The sequence below is a fragment of the Vibrio breoganii genome, assembly GCF_024346795.1.
GTDB classification, from domain to species: domain Bacteria; phylum Pseudomonadota; class Gammaproteobacteria; order Enterobacterales; family Vibrionaceae; genus Vibrio; species Vibrio breoganii.
In genome coordinates this window covers 1,669,072-1,685,928 of sequence record NZ_AP024864.1, presented here as the reverse complement: position 1 = coordinate 1,685,928, position 16,857 = coordinate 1,669,072, and the positions used below count along the sequence as shown (strand labels likewise).

Below are 16,857 nucleotides of genomic sequence, written 5' to 3'. Positions count from 1 at the left end.
GAGACTTAGAGATTTAATTACAACCCTGACAAAGAACAAAAACAGGTAAGACCGACCTTAATAAACCAGCTCGTCCCCGAGGCCAAAAAGGCCGAGAACTCGTAGTGGAGTTAAGGTGCGAATACATCTAGGGGCAGAGTTCGCTACTCTTAAAAAGCCCGAATATACGCTAGTATCCTACTTTGTTTTTATTCTTAAAAAGGTTGTAATTGATCGGGAGTCCATATACGGGGACGACGATAACTAGTCAGACAAGCACTAAAATATTGCTCTAATAATCTAAAACCCATGTCTACTTTTACGGGGTCATATCAAGCTAGAAGCTAGAAGCTAGAAGCTAGAACCTAGGACCGTTTTTTATCCTGACACAAAAAAGCCCTCATCACTTTTACAGTCATGAGGGCTTTGTTATTTCTACCGATAGAGACTACTTTTTCACGTTATCCAAATGCGCGGCAAATTGCTTAGCGGCGTAGGCTACGCGCTCTGCGGGTCTTGGATACTCAGCGGTTTCACCGAGGTTTTCAACATGTTTCAACCTAGGAAGTAGGCCTGTGCCGTTAGCGATCTGAATCGCTAAACCCGGGCGGGCGTTAAGCTCTAACACCATAGGGCCTTCTTCACTATCAAGTACCATGTCGGTACCCATGTAACCTAGGCCTGTCATTTCCCAAGCGCTTGAGGCCAAGACCAGTAAACGCTCCCAGTGAGGAACCTGCAATTGCATTAGGTCTTTACCTGTATCAGGGTGGTGGGTTACGGGTAAATCGTATTGAACAGCGCGCACGGCTTTGCCCGTCGCTATATCAATGCCCACGCCCACAGCACCTTGGTGCAAGTTTGCCTTTCCGTCAGAGTTAGACGTTGATAGACGCATCATCGCCATAACAGGGTAGCCTTTGAATACGATGATACGTACATCGGGCACACCCTCGTAGCTGTAACCTTCGAAGCAGCTGTCGAACTTAATCAAGTTCTCTACAACGGCAACGTCGTTCTTACCACCCAAGGAAAACAGACCCGCCAGTGTGTTACTGATATGGCGTTCAACATCTTGCTCGTTAACGGTATCGCCAGACGGCTTGGTATAAACGCCGTCTTTGTGCGAGATGATGACCAAGATTCCTTTACCACCACTACCTTGAGCGGGTTTGATACAGAATCCAGGCCATTCCTTGACCATTTTATGGATACGCTTTACTTCAGCTTGTTGACCAATGACGCCAATGAGCGCTGGTGTTGTTGCGCCGTGAAGCTCTGCAATCTTTTTGGTCTTTAGCTTGTCATCCACAAGAGGGAATTTACTACGGTCATTGTACTTACCAATGTAACTGTGGTTACGTTGGTTCATGCCCATAATTCCCTTTGAGCGAATCTTAAATGGCGAAGTAAACTGACTCAACATAGGCTTAGTCCTCCGCCAGTGGCTTGAAGCGACGTAGCTCGGTTAAGCGGTATCCAGTGTAGTTACCTAGCATTAGAATCAGTGCCAAGATAATTAGCTGCATGCCGATAAAGTTGAAGGTCAGGTGTTGGATGTACATGTTAGTCATTGCCAAGTAAACCAGTACAGCCGTTAGTAGTGAACCACCACCTTGCAGAACTACTTCTTTCGCGCCTTCCTCTTCCCAAAGAATCGACATACGTTCGATAGTCCAAGATAGGATGATCATAGGGAAGAATGTGATAGATAGACCTTCTACCAAGCCGATATTAAAGGCAACGATAGTGAAGACTGAAATAATTAAGATTACGGTGATGATTACCGCGGATATCCTGGCCACCAGTAGCAAGTTGAGCTTGGAGAGATAACTACGTATCACCAAACCTGTACCGACTATGAGTAGGAAACCGACGATACCTGTCACTAGCTGTGTTTGCACAAAGGCAACCGCAATAAGCACGGGCATGAAGGTACCAGAAGTCTTAAGACCGATGATAATTCGCAAGAACACCACGATGAGCGCACCGATAGGAATCAGCATGATGGTTTTAAACATCGATTGCTCTTCTAGAGGTAGGCTGTGAATCGAGAAGTTCAGTAGGTCATCTGCATTTACCTTGCTTGCGGTTGCAGCGCGAGGCGTAATGTCCTGAGCGATCATAGAGAACAGCACCTGACTGTTTCTACCACCGGTAACGTCAAGAAGTGACACGTTCGACTCATCCCAGATAAGCGTGTTTTCACTCTTACCTTGAGTACCTGTCTCAGCGTCAAACAACAACCATTCCTTGCCGTCCCATACCTGGACCATAGGATTGATTGATTGACGGCGACGACCATCTTCCAACTGAATAACACCTACAGTTTTGCTCGGTACTTCAGCGTAAGCGAGTAGGGCGGAAAGCGCTTCTTGCTTGGTAAACTGATTGAGCAGTAGTGCAGCGTTTTGGCTGTTGCTATCGTTCAGTTTGCGAATGATCTCGCGAGTTAACGTTTCATCGTTAGCACTTCGCTTGGTCGCTTCTTCCACAATGGCTTGAGCCGCAGCTTCTTGAGGACCATCAAAGGTTGGCGCTTCAATGCCACCTTCAGGTGGAACTGATTCTACCTTGGCCTGCGGGTCGACAAGGAATTGAGCCTTGTAGTAGATAGTTTGTGGTCCCTCGGCATAGCGGATAGTCCATTCCGCTCGTCGACCAATATCAGAATTTACATAAGCTACGCCATAACCCGGCGATGATGCAGATTCGTCAATTAGTGTGTAGCCGTTTTGAGTCCCTGGTGCTGCAAGAGAAACCGTCACCGGTTCACCTTGTGCAACAAGCTCAACGCGAGCTTCAATATCCCAAAGCTCTCGGCTTTCACCCGGTGTCCAAGGTACCCCGTAGGAGTCATGGCGCAGTATAGATAATGCGGCGCCAGCAACTATGAGCAGGGCAATAAAAATATAAAAAGGCACTCGTGAAGTCATAACAATCCTTATTATTGAGGCGACCTAATTTGTCACTGCTGTTTTTCTGTTTGAATAAATTCTTTACTTACATCTACTAGGGCAATGTCCTTGATGAACTCTCTGCCTAATAGTACCGGGTGGGTCATGTGAGAGCGGTCAGCCAGAGTGAACTGTGCTTTTTCTCTTACGTCACCTAAGTTAATCCACAGTTCAATAACTGCACGTCGATGCGTTTTAGTTGTATTAGATTGACGAACCTTCGCATAACGAATGAGCGGAGCTTCAATCCATGTTGGTTCAGCATCTTCGGCTTTATCAGTGGATAAGTTAAATTTAACCCATGTGTTGCCGTTTCGTTCAAATTCTTGAATATTAATTGCATTCAGTGACGATGTTGCGGCACCTGTATCAATTCTTGCTTCAAACGTTTGATTTATCTGTTCAAATTTGACTGTTTCAATTGAACCTAAAACAACCAAATCACCATTGGACACAGGTGCCTTTGGCTTAGGTTGTTCTTCTTCTTGCTTAGGAGCAAGTAACACTCGAGCATTTTGCTTGGCTAGGTTATCAACTCGATTCGACATGATAGCTAGCTGGCCTTCTAAACTCTCAATATAGTCATTTTGATTATCAATTGAAAGCTGTAGGTTACTGATCTGATTAGATAAATTATCTTCAGACGATTTGACTGCTTGCATAGATTCCGTTCTATATAGTCTCGTTTCTTCCTGTGTTGCTTGAGACGTAGCACATCCGGATAAAAGTACCGCTCCGGATAAGGCGACAATATGCTTGAGCATCTTAGACCTATTATTATTTGTACTTAGCTCGAGAATCCGATTCAACTAGTCAGATTCGTAATGCTAAGTGTAGAACACATATGCTATATTTTTGGTAGTTCAATAAAAAAACATTGATAATTTTCAATGTTTTAACTGATATTCATTTAGTGAACAAACTTACATCAGTGAATCCAATTAACCTGGATTTTTTGCAACCAGTATGGCTCTGCGCGGAGCAGGGTAGCCTTCGACAGTTTTACTTGGGTCTTCTGGATCAAGGTACTCAGGTAGTGAGTTGTGTTTCATCCATTCCGTTGTTCTTTGTTCGCCTACCGAAGTCGTGTTTTCGTCGACAATTCTCACATCAACCAATCCGCATTTTTCCATCCACACCTTAAGCGCTTTGGCTGAAGGGAAGAAGTACACATTGCGCATCTGAGCGTAACGATCAGCAGGTACTAGCACCGCATTCTCATCACCTTCAATCACTAAGGTTTCTAAGATCAACTCGCCACCGGGCAGAAGTTGATTTTTCAACTGTAGGATATGATCAAGAGGAGAACGTCTGTGATAGAGCACGCCCATACTGAAGACTGTATCGAAGGCTTTAAGTTCAGGTAGTTGTTCAATTCCAAGTGGAAGAAGGTGAATTCGCTGGTCATTGTTCATCAACTTACGCACAGCTTCAAACTGCACTAGGAAAAGATGTGATGGATCTATCCCTACGCACATTCTTGCACCCGCTCCCAGCATTCGCCACATGTGGTAACCATTACCACAGCCTACATCCAACACAGAACGGTTTTTCAAAGGGGAGATGTGCGGAAGTAAACGATCCCACTTCCAGTCTGATCGCCATTCGGTATCAATGTGGATGTCGTGCAGGGTAAATGGACCTTTACGCCACGGGTGGAACGTTTTTAGCAGGCTTTCTAGTTTCTTTTTTTCACCGTCAATGAGGGGGTGAGAGTTAGAAACACTGACCTCGTACTGCAATTCGATGTTATCCGGCGTGAGCGCAGGTATCTTATTGAGAGCTCGTAACCAGCGGTCAAAATCACCGTGCTCGGCGCTTTGCCAGTCAGCAAGCTGTTTAGGTAGGGTCTCTAGCCACGGCTGTAAGCGCGTGTCTTGAGCAATTAATTGATAAAAATTGGCAAAATTAAACATGCTATTCAACTTGTTACTGAACATTGATTTGAGCGAGCGAAACGATACACTGCATCAATTAAAATTGATAGTTTTTATCCTGAATTCGTGTCAAATCTAGGTTAAATGACGGTTGTTTGTGCCCTTGTTAACAGCCATTGAAAATTGCTTAGGACAGATGTTGGATAAAGCCCCTTAAACAAGCAAGGTTTTCACATAGCACTAACGGACTCTCAAGCCAGGCAGATAACGGTTTAAACCCAAGTAGATAACTAGAAACTTGAAACTGATTGGGTATAATGTCCGCACTATAACGTCTAATAGTAGACGTAACATTGGATAACATTATAGGAACAGTGATGATTTTAGTTGTTGGTCATAAAAACCCAGATAGCGATAGTATTTGTTCAGCTTTAGCTGCTACTGAACTTCTTAAGGCTCGTGGCCTAGACGCTAAGCCAATTCGTCAAGGAGAAATTAACCGCGAGACTCAGCACATTCTTAATGTAGCAGGTCTAGAGCAACCAGAATTTCGCGATTCAGTTGCGGGTGAAAAAGTTTGGCTAGTTGACTACAGTGACCTAGCTCAAGCACCTGATGACGTGAACGAAGCAGAAATCGTAGGTATCGTTGATCACCACCGTTTGGGTGATGTGATGACAATTAACCCACTTGAAGCGTGGATCTGGCCTGTAGGCTGTTCTTGTACAGTTCTTTTCAACATGTTCAAGATTGAGGGTGCAGAGATTGCTCCAGCAATCGCTAAGCTAATGATGTCAGCTATCCTATCTGACACAGTAGGTTTCGCTTCTCCAACATGTACTCAAAAAGATAAAGATGCAGTACAAGAGCTAGCTCAAATTGCGGGTGTTGACGACATTGATGCATTCATTAAAGCACTTCTGATTGCTAAGACAGACATCGAAGGCCTATCGCCAGCACAACTGGTAGAAAAAGACCTTAAAGCATACCCATTCAATGGTCGTGATGTTGTTGTGGGTCAGATTGAGCTTGCAACCCTTGAGCAAGTTGATGGTCAAATCGAAGCGCTTGAGCAAGACCTTGTGCGTCGCTGTGACGAACAAGGCCTAGCGTTTGCAGCTGTTATGCTAACAGACATCACTTCAGCAACCACTCGTCTTCTTTACAAAGGTGAGTGGGCTGAGAAGCTAGACAAGCACGCGGATAATGGCGTTCTTATGATGGAAAATACGCTAAGCCGTAAGAAACAAGGCTGGCCTTGGCTACAAGCTGAGCTAGTATAAGCTACGCGTTATAGCAAAATAGTAAGGGCAGGGTGAGTGATCATCCTGCCCTTTTTTTATTGTGGGTTCTAAGTCAACGCTCAATGTTACTTAGAGTAATTTGGCGCCTTATAAAAGTGGTTATCAACTAGCTTCTGGGTAATGGCGTGTTGGGGATCAGATAATACCTTTTGCGTATCACCCGCTTCCACCACTTCACCGTGAGACATCACCATTACTTTATCTGAGATGTGCTTAACGATACCAATTTGCTGAGATACATAGATAAACGACAAGCCCATTTCATCTTGCAGTTCTAGCAAGAGGTTAATGATCTGCGATCTCATTGCCATATCTAGACCATTTAGCGCTTCATCAGCAATGATGATCGAAGGCTGAAGTATTAGAGCCCTTGCAATACAGACCCTCTGTTTTTGTCCAGCAGCCAACATTTGCGGGTAGAAATACGCATGCTCAGGCAGCAAACCCACACGTCTTAGCGTTTCAATTACGCGTCGCTTGCGTGCCTCTGGTGGCATGGCGGTGTTTCTTTTTAGCGGACCTTCTAGGATTCGACCAATCTGAATGCGTGGATTCAAGGAGGAGTTGGGGTCTTGGAAGATCACGCGTATTAATTTACAACGAGTTGCATAGTCTTTGTGTTCTAGCTTTTCGCCGTTAACAAAGATCTCTCCTGAACTTGGCTCTATTACTCCCGCTAGCATCTTAGCTAACGTAGACTTGCCAGAAGAGTTTTGTCCTATTAATGCCAATGTCTGACCGGGTTCTAGAGTAAAACTGACTGGCTTTACCGCATCAAAGTACTGCTTTCTAAATAGCCCATAGCGGTTGACGAAGGTTTTACTTAGGTCCTTAACCTCTAGTAACGAGCTCATTCACTCACCTTAGCTTTGGTGTTGAGAGGGAAATGACAATTGTACTTATGGCCTTTTTCTTTTTTAGAGTAGGGCGCCTTTACGCATTTGTGTTGTGCATAGGGACAACGCGGCCCTAATCGACAACCGATCGGCAAGTGCTGAAGCGGCGGGATGCTTCCCGGCAGAGATTGCAATTTCTGTTTATGCGGAAGCCAACCACTAAAGTCAGGCAGGGCTTCAAGAAGTGCTTGAGTGTAGGGGTGTTTTGGCGCCGCCATCAACTTATCTGTTGGCGCAGACTCAACACTTTGCCCGCAATACATTACGGTGATCTTCTTAGCCCATTGAGTAATGGCTGCAAGGTCGTGTCCGATAAGCAAAATTGTGGTGTTGTTTACCTGATTCATTCTACTCAGTAGTCGCAAAATTTGCGTCTGCGTTATGGGGTCAAGGTCGTTGGTAGGCTCATCAGCAATCAAGATCTTTGGCTTGGCGGCAATCGCCATCGCAATCATTACCTTCTGGCACTCACCGTCAGTGAGTTCATAGGGATAGCTTCGCATAATGCGGGTGTGCTCTTTAATACCCACTTTATGCAGCAGTGCAATGGAGGTTTTCTTACGCCAGCCCCAACGTTGCCACCATTTGCCTTCAAAAGTTCTAGAGGGGATAGACTCGGCAAGTTGGCGACCTACGCGCTCACTGGGATCCAAGCAGGTGGAGGGCTCTTGGAAAATCATCGCAATCTCTCGCGCGATAACCTTTCGTCGCTCTTTTGGCTTGAGCGCCAAAAGGTCAACGTCACCGAGGCGCATTCGGTCTGCGGTGATCTTCCAGTTTTCTTTTTCCAGCCCAACAATGGCCTTTGCAAGCAGGCTCTTACCTGAGCCCGATTCGCCTACTAACCCTCGGATTTCGCCTTCATTGATGGTTAAGCTCATGCGGTCAACTGCTTTAACCATTCCCTGAGGGGTATCAATCTCTATAGTGACGTGTCTAAAATCCAATACAGGCATTACTCAACTCCTGCATTAAGGGCGTCACGAACCCCTTCACCAACGAGGTTAATGGTGATTACGCTATACATGATGGCAAGTCCCGGAAGGACCACTGTCCACGGAGCCAGATAGATAAGTTCAACGGAATCTCCCAAGATAGCTCCCCATTCTGGACTTGGTGCTTGAGCGCCAAGGCCAAGAAAACCGAGAGCGGTAATGTCGAGTAGCGCGATGGTTAAAGCAAAGGTAAATTCTGCCGCAATAGGCGCTAGTACGTTCGGTAATATGGAGACAGTGAGTAGGTACCACTTGTCAGCGCCATCAAGTTTGGCTGACATGATGTAGTCTTTCTCAACCTCCGCATGAATGGTTTGGTAGACACTGCGAATAAATCGAGGGATCAAGGCAAGGCAAATGGCCATCATTATCGATGTCATACCCGTGCCTAGAAACGCCACAAAGATAAGCGCAAGTAGCAACGAAGGAATCGACATTACCGTATCGAGCAGGTGATTCAGAATACTCGATAGTAAGCCCTTAGTCATACCCGCTAGCGCGCCAATAATACAACCAATAAACGCGGCAATTAAGGTAATGAAAATGGCTGAACCAATGGTGATCTGCGAGCCACTTAGCAGGCGCGACAGTATGTCACGGCCTAAGTCGTCTGTTCCCAAGAAATAATCGATACTGCCTTCTTTAGCCCACGAGGGTGGCTGCAGCAGTACTGAAGATTGTGCAAGGGGATCATGCGGTGCAATCAACTGAGAAATCAGGGTGATAAATAGAATCACACCGAGATTCCATAGCCCAAACATCGCTAGGTTGTTGCTACGAAAATGGCGCCAAAAGCGTTCGCGTTGAGTGGGTATACTCTCTTCGAGGTAGACACTAGTATTTAGCATACCATTCCTTCCTTGCTAATGGATTAATCAGCGTACCGACCAACTCTGACAGGATCTGCGTTGCCAATACAAAAGTAGCCACCACCATGACTCCCGCTTGAATAGAAACGTAATCACGGTTGCTCACTGCATCAAGCAGCCAACGCCCAATTCCCGGCCAGTTAAAGATAGACTCGGTAATGATGGCGAATGTAAGCATACTCGAGAGTTGTACGCCGATAAGTGGGATGATTGGCGGAATAGCGTTACGTAACACGTGCTCAAAAATGATCTCAACCTTTGAAAGGCCTTTAATTTTGGCTACGCGAATGTAGTTTTTACCAATCACATCCGCCACGGAAGCGCGCATCAGTCTTATGAAGTGTGTGGTAGGCGCGAGTGCCAATACTAAAGCTGGCAAGATCAGGTGCATCACAACACTAGTAAAGGCTTCTTCTCGGTTAGGGCTATCACTGAGCCATGCGTCTATCATCGCAAAGCCTGTGATATGTGGGATATCGTACAGCAGGTTGTAGCGACCTGAGATAGGCAACCACTCCAGACGCAGAGAGAATAGCATCACCAATAACAAGGCAACCCAAAACAGCGGGGCAGAGTATCCCGCCATAGAAAAGAACGAGATCAATCGATCTGCCCATTTGTTCTGGCGCATTCCTGCAAGCGTACCTAAGGGAAGGCCGATGCACAGCGCGAGAATAAAGGCAAAGAAACACAGCTCAAGTGTTGCGGTAAATACCACCTTAACTTCGTCAAAAACGGGAGTACCTTGAGCGGTTGAGCCAAAGTCTAACTGGCTAATTTCATGAAGGTACAGTGTCCATCCCTGCCAAAAGTCAGAAATAGCCCAAGGTGAAGTTGGGTCTAAACGAAGGATGCTGTAACCCACTAGGGTTAAGATCATCAGGGTAATGACGAATAGATTGAAACGTCGAATGGCGTATATAAACACTACTTGCTCCTCTCAACGTTTTCAAAGCTCAGAGTATTAAATGGACTCGCATCAAATCCTTTTAGAGACTTGTGCTTAGCCTGAAACTGCATGCCATGAGCGATAGGGATAATAGGCACTTCTTCGTTTAGCAAATTTTGTGCTTGGCGATATAAGTTAAAGCGATGACGCTTTTGCGTGGTTTCTTTCGCGATATCAATCAAGGCATCAAAGTCTGGATTACACCAAGAAGCAATGTTCAGGCCCGCTCTGTCTGCTCCGCAAGAGAGCAATGGACGAAAGAAGTTATCTGGATCACTGGTATCAGCATTCCAGCCCGTTAAAATCATGTCGGCTTCTGCAACGCTTTGGAAGGTTGAGCGCGATAAGCGTTCGTCAAGAAAGATGTTGAGCTTTACACCAATATCGGCAAAGTTTGACTGCAGAAGTTCTGCGACTTTTCTCGGGCTTGGGTTATAGGCTGTGGGCTCTAGCGCAACCCACAAAGACAACTCCAGTCCCGTGCCATAACCCGCCTCACGAATCAGCGCCCTCGCATAATTGCGATCGTAGCGTACCTGGCTGGAGTTTTTTTGATAAGCCCATGATTCGGGTGGCAATATTGAATAGGCCGATGTGCCATATCCGTAGTAGACCGAGTCGATAATTGCGTCACGATTAATGGCTAGGTTTAGCGCCTTTCGCACTCGGGCATCGTTAAGGGCAGGGTTTAGCGTGCGAAGCGCTATAAAGGCTACGTTCATGCTTGGGTATGCCTGCAACACCAAGTCGGGATGCGCTTGAATGGTTGGGATCTGGCTGGAACGAGGCGAGAATAAAACGTCACACTCACTGCGCAAAAGCTTTGCTAAGGTGCCTGTACCACGGGAGGTAATGTCGAGTACAACTTGCTCCATTTTAGCTGGAGTTCCCCAAAAGTCGGGGTTGCGACGCAGACGTATATAATCATTGACGCTAAATTGGTCTAGATAAAACGGCCCTGTGCCTACAGGAAGCTGATCAAGGTTTTGCTTCTGATCCTTTGCCAGTAACTGATTGGCATATTCAGATGAATGTATGCTCGAGTAAGTCGTGGAAAGGTTGGTTAAGAACGTATTGTCTGGCTTAAAAAGCTCAAACTGAACCGTATGCTCATCAACAGCCTTAACCTCTTTTAAGATGCGCTTGAAGCCAATCGCCTCAAACCAAGGGTAAGTACCACCACTGACATAGTGGAACGGATGGCTGCTATCGATAATTCGCTCAAAGGTAAATACCACGTCTTGTGCGCTGAGCTTACGGGTTGGAGTAAACCAGTCAGTGGTTTGAAAAGAGACGTCAGGTCGCAGGTTAAACTGATAAATAGTGCCTGATTCATCCACAGTCCAACTGGAGGCTAGCATAGGTTCTAGCTCCAAGTCTTTATTGGATAAATGCACTAAGGTATTAAAGATCTGAGGACCCAAGGCTTCTGCAGCAATGTCGTTGTCGACTAATTGAGGGTTAAAAGAACTGGGTGTTCCTTGACCACAAAATATGAATCCATCTTGTTTGATCTGATCGGAGACTTCGATATCACCACAACCGGATACAATGAGGGTGCACATACCCACGAATCCGAGTTGAAGCGTTCTCCAGATATTCGCCTTCATAGACTAAGGCACCACTAATTGTTTCTTTAGAATGATCTGCATAATCTAACACTTATTGCCTTTAAGCTCCATTGGGTTAATCATTGATCCTAAACCATTTTATACTTTCTAAGCATTCCTCTAAATTGGTGATAACTCAATCCTAGCAGACCTGCGGCTTTCTTCTGATTATGTTGTGCTTCTTGTAAGGCCTTATTGAGCAATTCAATATCCTGATCATGCTGCCACTTTTTATAATCAAGGGGTAAAGAGGCGATGGTCACTTCAGCTTTCTGTTCTACGGATACTTTGCCGGTCGGTTCAGTGGTGACATTAGGTTTAGCAAAGGGGTCAAATACCAGTTCTTGGATAGGTGTGTCCGGCTCGGGGTTAAGATAGATGGCTCGTTCGACGACGTTCTTGAGTTCCCTGATATTACCAGGCCAAGTATAGTCCAATAACTGTTGCTGACATTGAGCGCTAAAGCCATTGAATAGCGGCAGTCCCAGTTCTTGGCACATGCGCAAAGCAAAGTGCTCGGCCAGAAGTGGAATATCTTCCAGTCGCTCTTTCAAGCTGGGTAGTAACACCACATCGAAGGCCAGCCTGTCTAATAGATCTGCGCGGAATTTTTGTTGCTCCGCAAGCTCGGGAAGGTCAGCATTGGTGGCACAAATGAGCCTGACATCGGATTGCAGGATGCGACTGCCCCCAACTCGTTCATACTCCCCGTATTCGATAACCCTCAATAACTTCTCTTGCACTGAGAGTGGCGTTGTCGCTAATTCGTCCAAAAATAAACTGCCACTCTCGGCACGCTCAAAGCGGCCTTGGTGTTTGCCTGTTGCCCCAGAAAATGACCCTGCTTCATGACCAAACAGCTCTGAATCAACCACACCTTCACTGAGCGCGGCACAATTTAGACTGATTAGTGGCTTGTCCCACCGCCTAGATAGGTAATGCAGTCGCTGAGCAATTAACTCCTTACCTGTTCCACGGTCGCCAATAATCAACACAGGCCGCTCAATAGGTGCAAGCCTAGAGACTTTATCTAATACAGCAAAAAATGGGCTAGATTGACCGATCAGTGTCTGTTGCATGATATCCCTGTTGGTATTTTTAACCGATTAGTGGTTAATAATTTACTATTCACAGTTAAAGTCAAACGTTTTGCATGTTGGAGATCAAGTGCATATCGCTTACCTTTAATTAAAAGAACAGCGAAGTTCTTCATAACCTATTGTTTATCATAGTTATTGTAACTATCAATTATCAGCGTGAAGCTAACTGTTCAAGTTTGGCATGCAATTTGGATAGTAGCAGGTAGTAGGCGCGAAACACGTCGCCACAAACAATACCGATAAAGGAGAGATAAGATGGGTATTTTTTCTCGTTTTGCTGACATAGTGAACTCAAATATTAACTCGTTGTTGGATAAGGCAGAAGATCCAGAAAAAATGATCCGCCTTATTATCCAAGAAATGGAAGATACCTTAGTCGAGGTACGCACAAGCTCAGCCAAAGCACTAGCAGAGCGAAAAGAGCTTCAGCGCAGAGTGGCGCAGGTGGAAGAGCAGGTTGAAGATTGGCAACAAAAAGCCTCATTGGCACTAAGTCGTGGTAGAGAAGAGCTTGCACGTGCAGCGCTAATAGAAAAACAGCGCATCACTAAAGTGATGAAATCTTTGCATACTGAGCAGACCTTGGTTGAAGAAACCATCACTAAGTTGAGTGATGAGGTAGGCAAACTTGAGACCAAGATTAATGAAACTCGAGCTCGCCAATCTGCTCTAGCAATGCGTCAAAATGCAGCTAAAAGTCGTAAGGATGTTCAGCAACACCTGCACAACAGCCGTACTAAAGATACGCTGGCTAAGTTTGAGCAATACGAACAAAAGATAGATCGATTAGAGGCTGATGCAGACAGTTATCAAGTCGGTAAAGAGCCGAGCCTTGATGATCAGTTTGCCGAGTTGCAAGCCGATGATGAAATAGAGCAAGAGCTGCAAAAAATGAAGAATTCGATTAATAAAGACCAATAAGGGGGCGAAATGTCTACAGCATTGATCACGGTACCATTGAGTGTTTTCTTAATCTTTGTTGCCCCGTTATGGTTGATTTTGCATTACAGAAGCAAGCGTAAGCTAGGGCAGGGCTTGTCTGGCGATGAAAGGGAGCAACTCCAACAACTGTCATCGAAAGCGGTGCAGATGAAGCAACGCATCGAAACCCTAGAGAAGATCTTGGATGCGGAGTCACCGAGTTGGAGGTCTAATCAATGAGAGGATTATATCGAGACACCCACAATGGGAAGCTGACAGGTGTGTGTGCAGGTATTGCCGCGCGCTTCGGTATTGAAGTCTGGGTAGTACGAATCTTGTTTGTATCGGCAGCTCTACTTGGCGGCGGCTTTGTTATGGTATTAGCGTATTTCGCCGCAAGCTTAATGCTTGAGAAGCAATCACCGCAAATCTTTCAAACTAGGCAGCAGCAATTTGACCATCAAATGAAGCAAAAGCCGTGGCAGTCAGGTAAGGCACCCAAAGAATTGCTTACCGTGATGGAACAAGATTTCGAAGAAATGGAAACAAGTCTTAGAAAGATGGAGGCGTATGTGACCTCAGATACCAGAAAGACCAATGCCGCTTTTAGAAATTTGTAGTCTTTTTTGAAACAAAAAAACGCCAATCATAATCTATGATTGGCGTTTTTTATTGAAGCTTAAAAGTAATTACTTTTTCGCTAGAGAGAATGCGTCAACGCGGATCTCAGAGGCTTTGCCAATATCGCCAGTGATTGCAGAAGCGTCATCGACTTTTAGTTTTGCAAAGATCGTTGCAGACGTGTTGCCACCAGAGTTAAATTCAACCGCAACTTGACGGAAAGACTTTCTGTCTGCGTGAGGAGCGTTGTTCATGCTCGCTACGTGGAATTCTTGTTCTGCTAGTTCTTGACCTGCAGCATCGGTAGCGCCAACAACAACAGACGTTGGTGATGCTCCACCTTTTTTGTCTTCAACGTAAAGAGATAGCACGTAATCTGTGTTTGGTGCTAAGCCATTTACTTGTTGGCTTAGACCTGGCATTGCAGAAAAGTCATCAGATGCACTGATAAAGCGAATACGCACAGAGCCTTCATCTTCAAACGCTGATACCTTCGAGCTACCTACGTCGCCAAGGCCATTGTTTTTGTCTGCGTGTTTCTTCCAAACATCACTTTTACCGCTGTTAGCACGAAACTCTACGATATGTGGATCTGCTACTAGGTTGTCACCTGTACCTGCCGCAACAACCATGCTTGCTTCGTTTGCAGCTGGTGCCGCCATTTCAGTTTTTGCACTATCGCTTGGAGCAGCACAACCTGCCAGTAAACCTGCAATAGCTAGACCTAGATACACTTTTTTCATAATCTTTTTCCCACGTTTTATTGGTGCATTCCTTTATTAGAATGACAAAAGGATACAATAGTATTGTATGACTTAACGTGATTGATTAGACAGTTTTGTACGCTCAGGTTAATAGAATATTGATCGATAACTCATTTTCAAATTGCTCTTTTCTCCCACCAGCAGATTGAGCAGATGAAAGGCTAATTTCACGCCAAAAAATCCATTCCACTCGTTTTATATTGTTGATGGACGCTGTCCTCTAATCGCGAGTATTTATTACCAAGCTCCGCCCTTACAATGCGTTCTTTCCTTAATATGCATGGGGTTGTATGGCCTATGGAACCCACGATGCTCATCAAATTCGTTGAGCCCTCAAGCATTTCTACCCTCAATTTAGAACTAAAATCCTCAACCATGAGAAACCGATCATGTGGAATAAATTAAACAAATCGATGATGCTTTGTCAGATGCTCTTCGGGCTCTCTTTTTATGGCGTGCTTGTCAGTCTGACTCGATTCTTTCTTGAAGACCTTAATTACAGTGAAGCCGATACCATGATGGTCGTTGGCGCATTCGCAGCGATAGGCCCTTTGTTTGCCATTGCTGGTGGCTTTATTGCTGACAAACTACTTGGAGCTTATCGCTCTCTAACCATTAGTTATCTGGCATTCGTCGCTGGCTACTTTCTGTTAGTTGTTGGCGCGACCAGCCTGCATGTGCCAACGGCTATGGCGGGTATTGCGCTTGCAAGTTATGGGCGAGGCTTGATGTCTCCGTCCTATCCTAGTCTTTATAAGCGAACCTTTTCTTCGCACCAAGATTTCGAGAAAGGCTTTCCCATTAACTACTCGGTAAATAATATTGGCGCATTCTTAGGCCAGTATCTATTCCCTATGCTGGTGCTCTACATTGGGTTTAGTGGTGGTTTTACCGTATCCGCCATCATGGCAGCGGTTGCGCTATTTGTATTATTAGTGCTCCACAAAAGCTTTAAGCAAATGGGCAAACCCATCGACCAAGCAGCTGTGTCTCTCACTAATTGGCTGATCTTTGCGGTTGCTTCAGTCGCAATGATTGCCTTGGTGTTTTTCATGTTTTCGAATATGGATGTGGGGCAAAACATCGTCTATGCCATTGGTGTGTTAGCGATTGTGTACTTTATCTTCTTGATGTTTAAAGTCGAGCGCTCAGAAAGCTTGAAAATGGGCACCATCTTGATTGTGACCTTTCTGACAACCTGTTTCTTTGTTTACTACGGTCAGATGATGACCTCAATGAACATCGTTGCAATGAATACTCTAAAGGGCAGCTTGTTTGGTTTCATTCCTCTAGAGCCAGAAGCCGCAATGGCAATGAACCCTCTATGGTGCATGGTGGGCGGACCGATTGTGGCCTTCGCTTTTCATTCATTAGAGAAGAGAGGAATCAACCTCTCTACCTCCACAAAGATTGCAATAGCCTTTGTTCTCACGACTATCGCGTTTGGTATTTTGACCTACTTCATCTCTACAGTAGGGCCAGATGTCGCTATTCGACCTGAAGTCTTCTTGGCAGTGCATTTCTTCCAAGCGATTGCAGAGGTGGTTGTAGGGTCAATGGTAGTGGCATTCATCTTATCTGTTGCGCCTCATCATATTGAGAACTTCTCAGTGAGCCTGTTTTCGGTTGCTATCGCGTTGAGCGGAATTGTCGGCGCAGCCTTATCGACCAATATCGCATTGGAAAAGGGCCAAGTGCTGACCCAAGATATCGCACACAACGTCTACGGTGAATACTTCCAACTGCTCACCATTATGGCGGTGGTGATGATTGGTGTTGCCTTACTCTGTTCAAAGCTGATTCAGATATTACTGACTAAGGCTGAGCAGTGTGAGCAAGGTTCGAGCAGTGATACTAAGCCTGAAGCCGCACATTCGGTGTAAATTCCATTAAGAACTTAGCTAGTTTGAAGTACCCTTTTTAAGCTAGCTAAGTCTAATTTTATGGGCAGATAGAGAAAAATCATTGTGTTTCGATGTGCCGAACTCATGATGCCTTACACTTATTCTTAACCC

The 16,857-nt window shown here is 45.3% G+C and carries 16 protein-coding genes; 5 read left to right on the top strand and 11 right to left on the bottom strand.

Annotated elements, in window-relative coordinates; all coding sequences use genetic code 11:
* Positions 1 to 427 precede the first annotated feature (427 nt).
* The 4 genes from OCU35_RS07905 to cmoB form a co-directional block, all read right to left on the bottom strand.
* Entirely contained in the window at positions 428 to 1,405 is a 978-nt protein-coding gene (locus OCU35_RS07905; RefSeq protein WP_026012684.1) for an alpha-L-glutamate ligase-like protein, read from the bottom strand.
* A 4-nt stretch (positions 1,406 to 1,409) separates the two neighbouring features.
* Complete coding sequence (locus tag OCU35_RS07900; RefSeq protein WP_102376954.1) at positions 1,410 to 2,915, bottom strand: inactive transglutaminase family protein; 1,506 nt, start codon at positions 2,913 to 2,915, stop codon at positions 1,410 to 1,412.
* A 32-nt stretch (positions 2,916 to 2,947) separates the two neighbouring features.
* Positions 2,948 to 3,700, bottom strand: coding sequence for an ATP-dependent zinc protease family protein (locus OCU35_RS07895; RefSeq protein WP_261825129.1), 753 nt, complete (start codon positions 3,698 to 3,700; stop codon positions 2,948 to 2,950).
* A 177-nt stretch (positions 3,701 to 3,877) separates the two neighbouring features.
* A complete protein-coding gene (cmoB, locus tag OCU35_RS07890; RefSeq protein WP_261825128.1) occupies positions 3,878 to 4,852 on the bottom strand; it encodes a tRNA 5-methoxyuridine(34)/uridine 5-oxyacetic acid(34) synthase CmoB in 975 nt (324 codons plus the stop codon).
* Between the two features lie 338 nt (positions 4,853 to 5,190).
* On the opposite strand from cmoB, the gene OCU35_RS07885 reads away from it, so the two are divergent.
* Positions 5,191 to 6,096: a manganese-dependent inorganic pyrophosphatase gene (locus OCU35_RS07885; protein ID WP_017030312.1), complete on the top strand. Its 906-nt coding sequence runs from the start codon at positions 5,191 to 5,193 to the stop codon at positions 6,094 to 6,096.
* 86 nt (positions 6,097 to 6,182) lie between these two features.
* Here the strand turns inward: OCU35_RS07885 and OCU35_RS07880 are convergent, their stop codons facing one another.
* The 6 genes from OCU35_RS07880 to pspF form a co-directional block, all read right to left on the bottom strand.
* Positions 6,183 to 6,971 carry a peptide ABC transporter ATP-binding protein gene (locus OCU35_RS07880; RefSeq protein WP_017030311.1) on the bottom strand — a complete coding sequence of 263 codons (789 nt, stop codon included), beginning with the start codon at positions 6,969 to 6,971 and terminating at the stop codon, positions 6,183 to 6,185.
* On the bottom strand, positions 6,968 to 7,969 hold the full coding sequence (locus OCU35_RS07875) for a peptide ABC transporter ATP-binding protein (RefSeq protein ID WP_017030310.1): 1,002 nt from the start codon (positions 7,967 to 7,969) through the stop codon (positions 6,968 to 6,970). The genes OCU35_RS07880 and OCU35_RS07875 overlap by 4 nt, the downstream gene beginning before the upstream one ends.
* Positions 7,969 to 8,856, bottom strand: a complete 888-nt coding sequence (locus OCU35_RS07870) for an ABC transporter permease subunit (RefSeq protein WP_017030309.1) — start codon at positions 8,854 to 8,856, stop codon at positions 7,969 to 7,971. Before OCU35_RS07870 ends, OCU35_RS07875 begins: the two co-directional genes overlap by 1 nt.
* Positions 8,843 to 9,805 carry an ABC transporter permease gene (locus tag OCU35_RS07865; RefSeq protein WP_017242859.1) on the bottom strand — a complete coding sequence of 321 codons (963 nt, stop codon included), beginning with the start codon at positions 9,803 to 9,805 and terminating at the stop codon, positions 8,843 to 8,845. The genes OCU35_RS07870 and OCU35_RS07865 overlap by 14 nt, the downstream gene beginning before the upstream one ends.
* Entirely contained in the window at positions 9,805 to 11,436 is a 1,632-nt protein-coding gene (locus OCU35_RS07860; RefSeq protein WP_102446501.1) for an ABC transporter substrate-binding protein, read from the bottom strand. The genes OCU35_RS07865 and OCU35_RS07860 overlap by 1 nt, the downstream gene beginning before the upstream one ends.
* A gap of 89 nt (positions 11,437 to 11,525) precedes the next feature.
* Positions 11,526 to 12,515, bottom strand: coding sequence for a phage shock protein operon transcriptional activator (gene pspF / locus OCU35_RS07855; protein ID WP_261825127.1), 990 nt, complete (start codon positions 12,513 to 12,515; stop codon positions 11,526 to 11,528).
* Between the two features lie 276 nt (positions 12,516 to 12,791).
* Between pspF and pspA the strand changes: the two genes are divergently transcribed.
* From pspA to pspC, 3 genes are read left to right on the top strand one after another with little or no spacing between them, the layout of a single operon-like run.
* Positions 12,792 to 13,457 carry a phage shock protein PspA gene (gene pspA, locus OCU35_RS07850; protein ID WP_017030305.1) on the top strand — a complete coding sequence of 222 codons (666 nt, stop codon included), beginning with the start codon at positions 12,792 to 12,794 and terminating at the stop codon, positions 13,455 to 13,457.
* A 9-nt stretch (positions 13,458 to 13,466) separates the two neighbouring features.
* Positions 13,467 to 13,697 (top strand): envelope stress response membrane protein PspB, encoded by a 231-nt coding sequence (gene pspB, locus OCU35_RS07845; protein WP_017030826.1) that lies wholly within the window; start codon positions 13,467 to 13,469, stop codon positions 13,695 to 13,697.
* Positions 13,694 to 14,077, top strand: a complete 384-nt coding sequence (gene pspC / locus OCU35_RS07840) for an envelope stress response membrane protein PspC (RefSeq protein WP_017030303.1) — start codon at positions 13,694 to 13,696, stop codon at positions 14,075 to 14,077. Before pspB ends, pspC begins: the two co-directional genes overlap by 4 nt.
* Positions 14,078 to 14,146: 69 nt before the next feature.
* Here pspC and OCU35_RS07835 read toward each other — a convergent pair whose 3' ends face one another.
* Complete coding sequence (locus tag OCU35_RS07835; RefSeq protein ID WP_017030824.1) at positions 14,147 to 14,821, bottom strand: hypothetical protein; 675 nt, start codon at positions 14,819 to 14,821, stop codon at positions 14,147 to 14,149.
* Positions 14,822 to 15,231: 410 nt separating this feature from the next.
* Between OCU35_RS07835 and OCU35_RS07830 the strand changes: the two genes are divergently transcribed.
* Positions 15,232 to 16,725 carry a peptide MFS transporter gene (locus OCU35_RS07830; protein ID WP_261825126.1) on the top strand — a complete coding sequence of 498 codons (1,494 nt, stop codon included), beginning with the start codon at positions 15,232 to 15,234 and terminating at the stop codon, positions 16,723 to 16,725.
* The last annotated feature ends 132 nt before the right edge of the window (positions 16,726 to 16,857 follow it).

Coding starts and splice junctions, on each gene's coding strand:
- pspC (WP_017030303.1), top strand. CDS start 13,694: ATGAGAGGATTATATCGAGACACCCACAATGGGAAGCTGACAGGTGTG.
- OCU35_RS07835 (WP_017030824.1), bottom strand. CDS start 14,821: ATGAAAAAAGTGTATCTAGGTCTAGCTATTGCAGGTTTACTGGCAGGT.
- OCU35_RS07860 (WP_102446501.1), bottom strand. CDS start 11,436: ATGAAGGCGAATATCTGGAGAACGCTTCAACTCGGATTCGTGGGTATG.
- pspB (WP_017030826.1), top strand. CDS start 13,467: ATGTCTACAGCATTGATCACGGTACCATTGAGTGTTTTCTTAATCTTT.
- OCU35_RS07885 (WP_017030312.1), top strand. CDS start 5,191: ATGATTTTAGTTGTTGGTCATAAAAACCCAGATAGCGATAGTATTTGT.
- OCU35_RS07830 (WP_261825126.1), top strand. CDS start 15,232: ATGTGGAATAAATTAAACAAATCGATGATGCTTTGTCAGATGCTCTTC.
- OCU35_RS07895 (WP_261825129.1), bottom strand. CDS start 3,700: ATGCTCAAGCATATTGTCGCCTTATCCGGAGCGGTACTTTTATCCGGA.
- OCU35_RS07880 (WP_017030311.1), bottom strand. CDS start 6,971: ATGAGCTCGTTACTAGAGGTTAAGGACCTAAGTAAAACCTTCGTCAAC.
- OCU35_RS07900 (WP_102376954.1), bottom strand. CDS start 2,915: ATGACTTCACGAGTGCCTTTTTATATTTTTATTGCCCTGCTCATAGTT.
- OCU35_RS07905 (WP_026012684.1), bottom strand. CDS start 1,405: ATGTTGAGTCAGTTTACTTCGCCATTTAAGATTCGCTCAAAGGGAATT.
- pspA (WP_017030305.1), top strand. CDS start 12,792: ATGGGTATTTTTTCTCGTTTTGCTGACATAGTGAACTCAAATATTAAC.
- OCU35_RS07875 (WP_017030310.1), bottom strand. CDS start 7,969: ATGCCTGTATTGGATTTTAGACACGTCACTATAGAGATTGATACCCCT.
- pspF (WP_261825127.1), bottom strand. CDS start 12,515: ATGCAACAGACACTGATCGGTCAATCTAGCCCATTTTTTGCTGTATTA.
- OCU35_RS07870 (WP_017030309.1), bottom strand. CDS start 8,856: ATGCTAAATACTAGTGTCTACCTCGAAGAGAGTATACCCACTCAACGC.
- cmoB (WP_261825128.1), bottom strand. CDS start 4,852: ATGTTTAATTTTGCCAATTTTTATCAATTAATTGCTCAAGACACGCGC.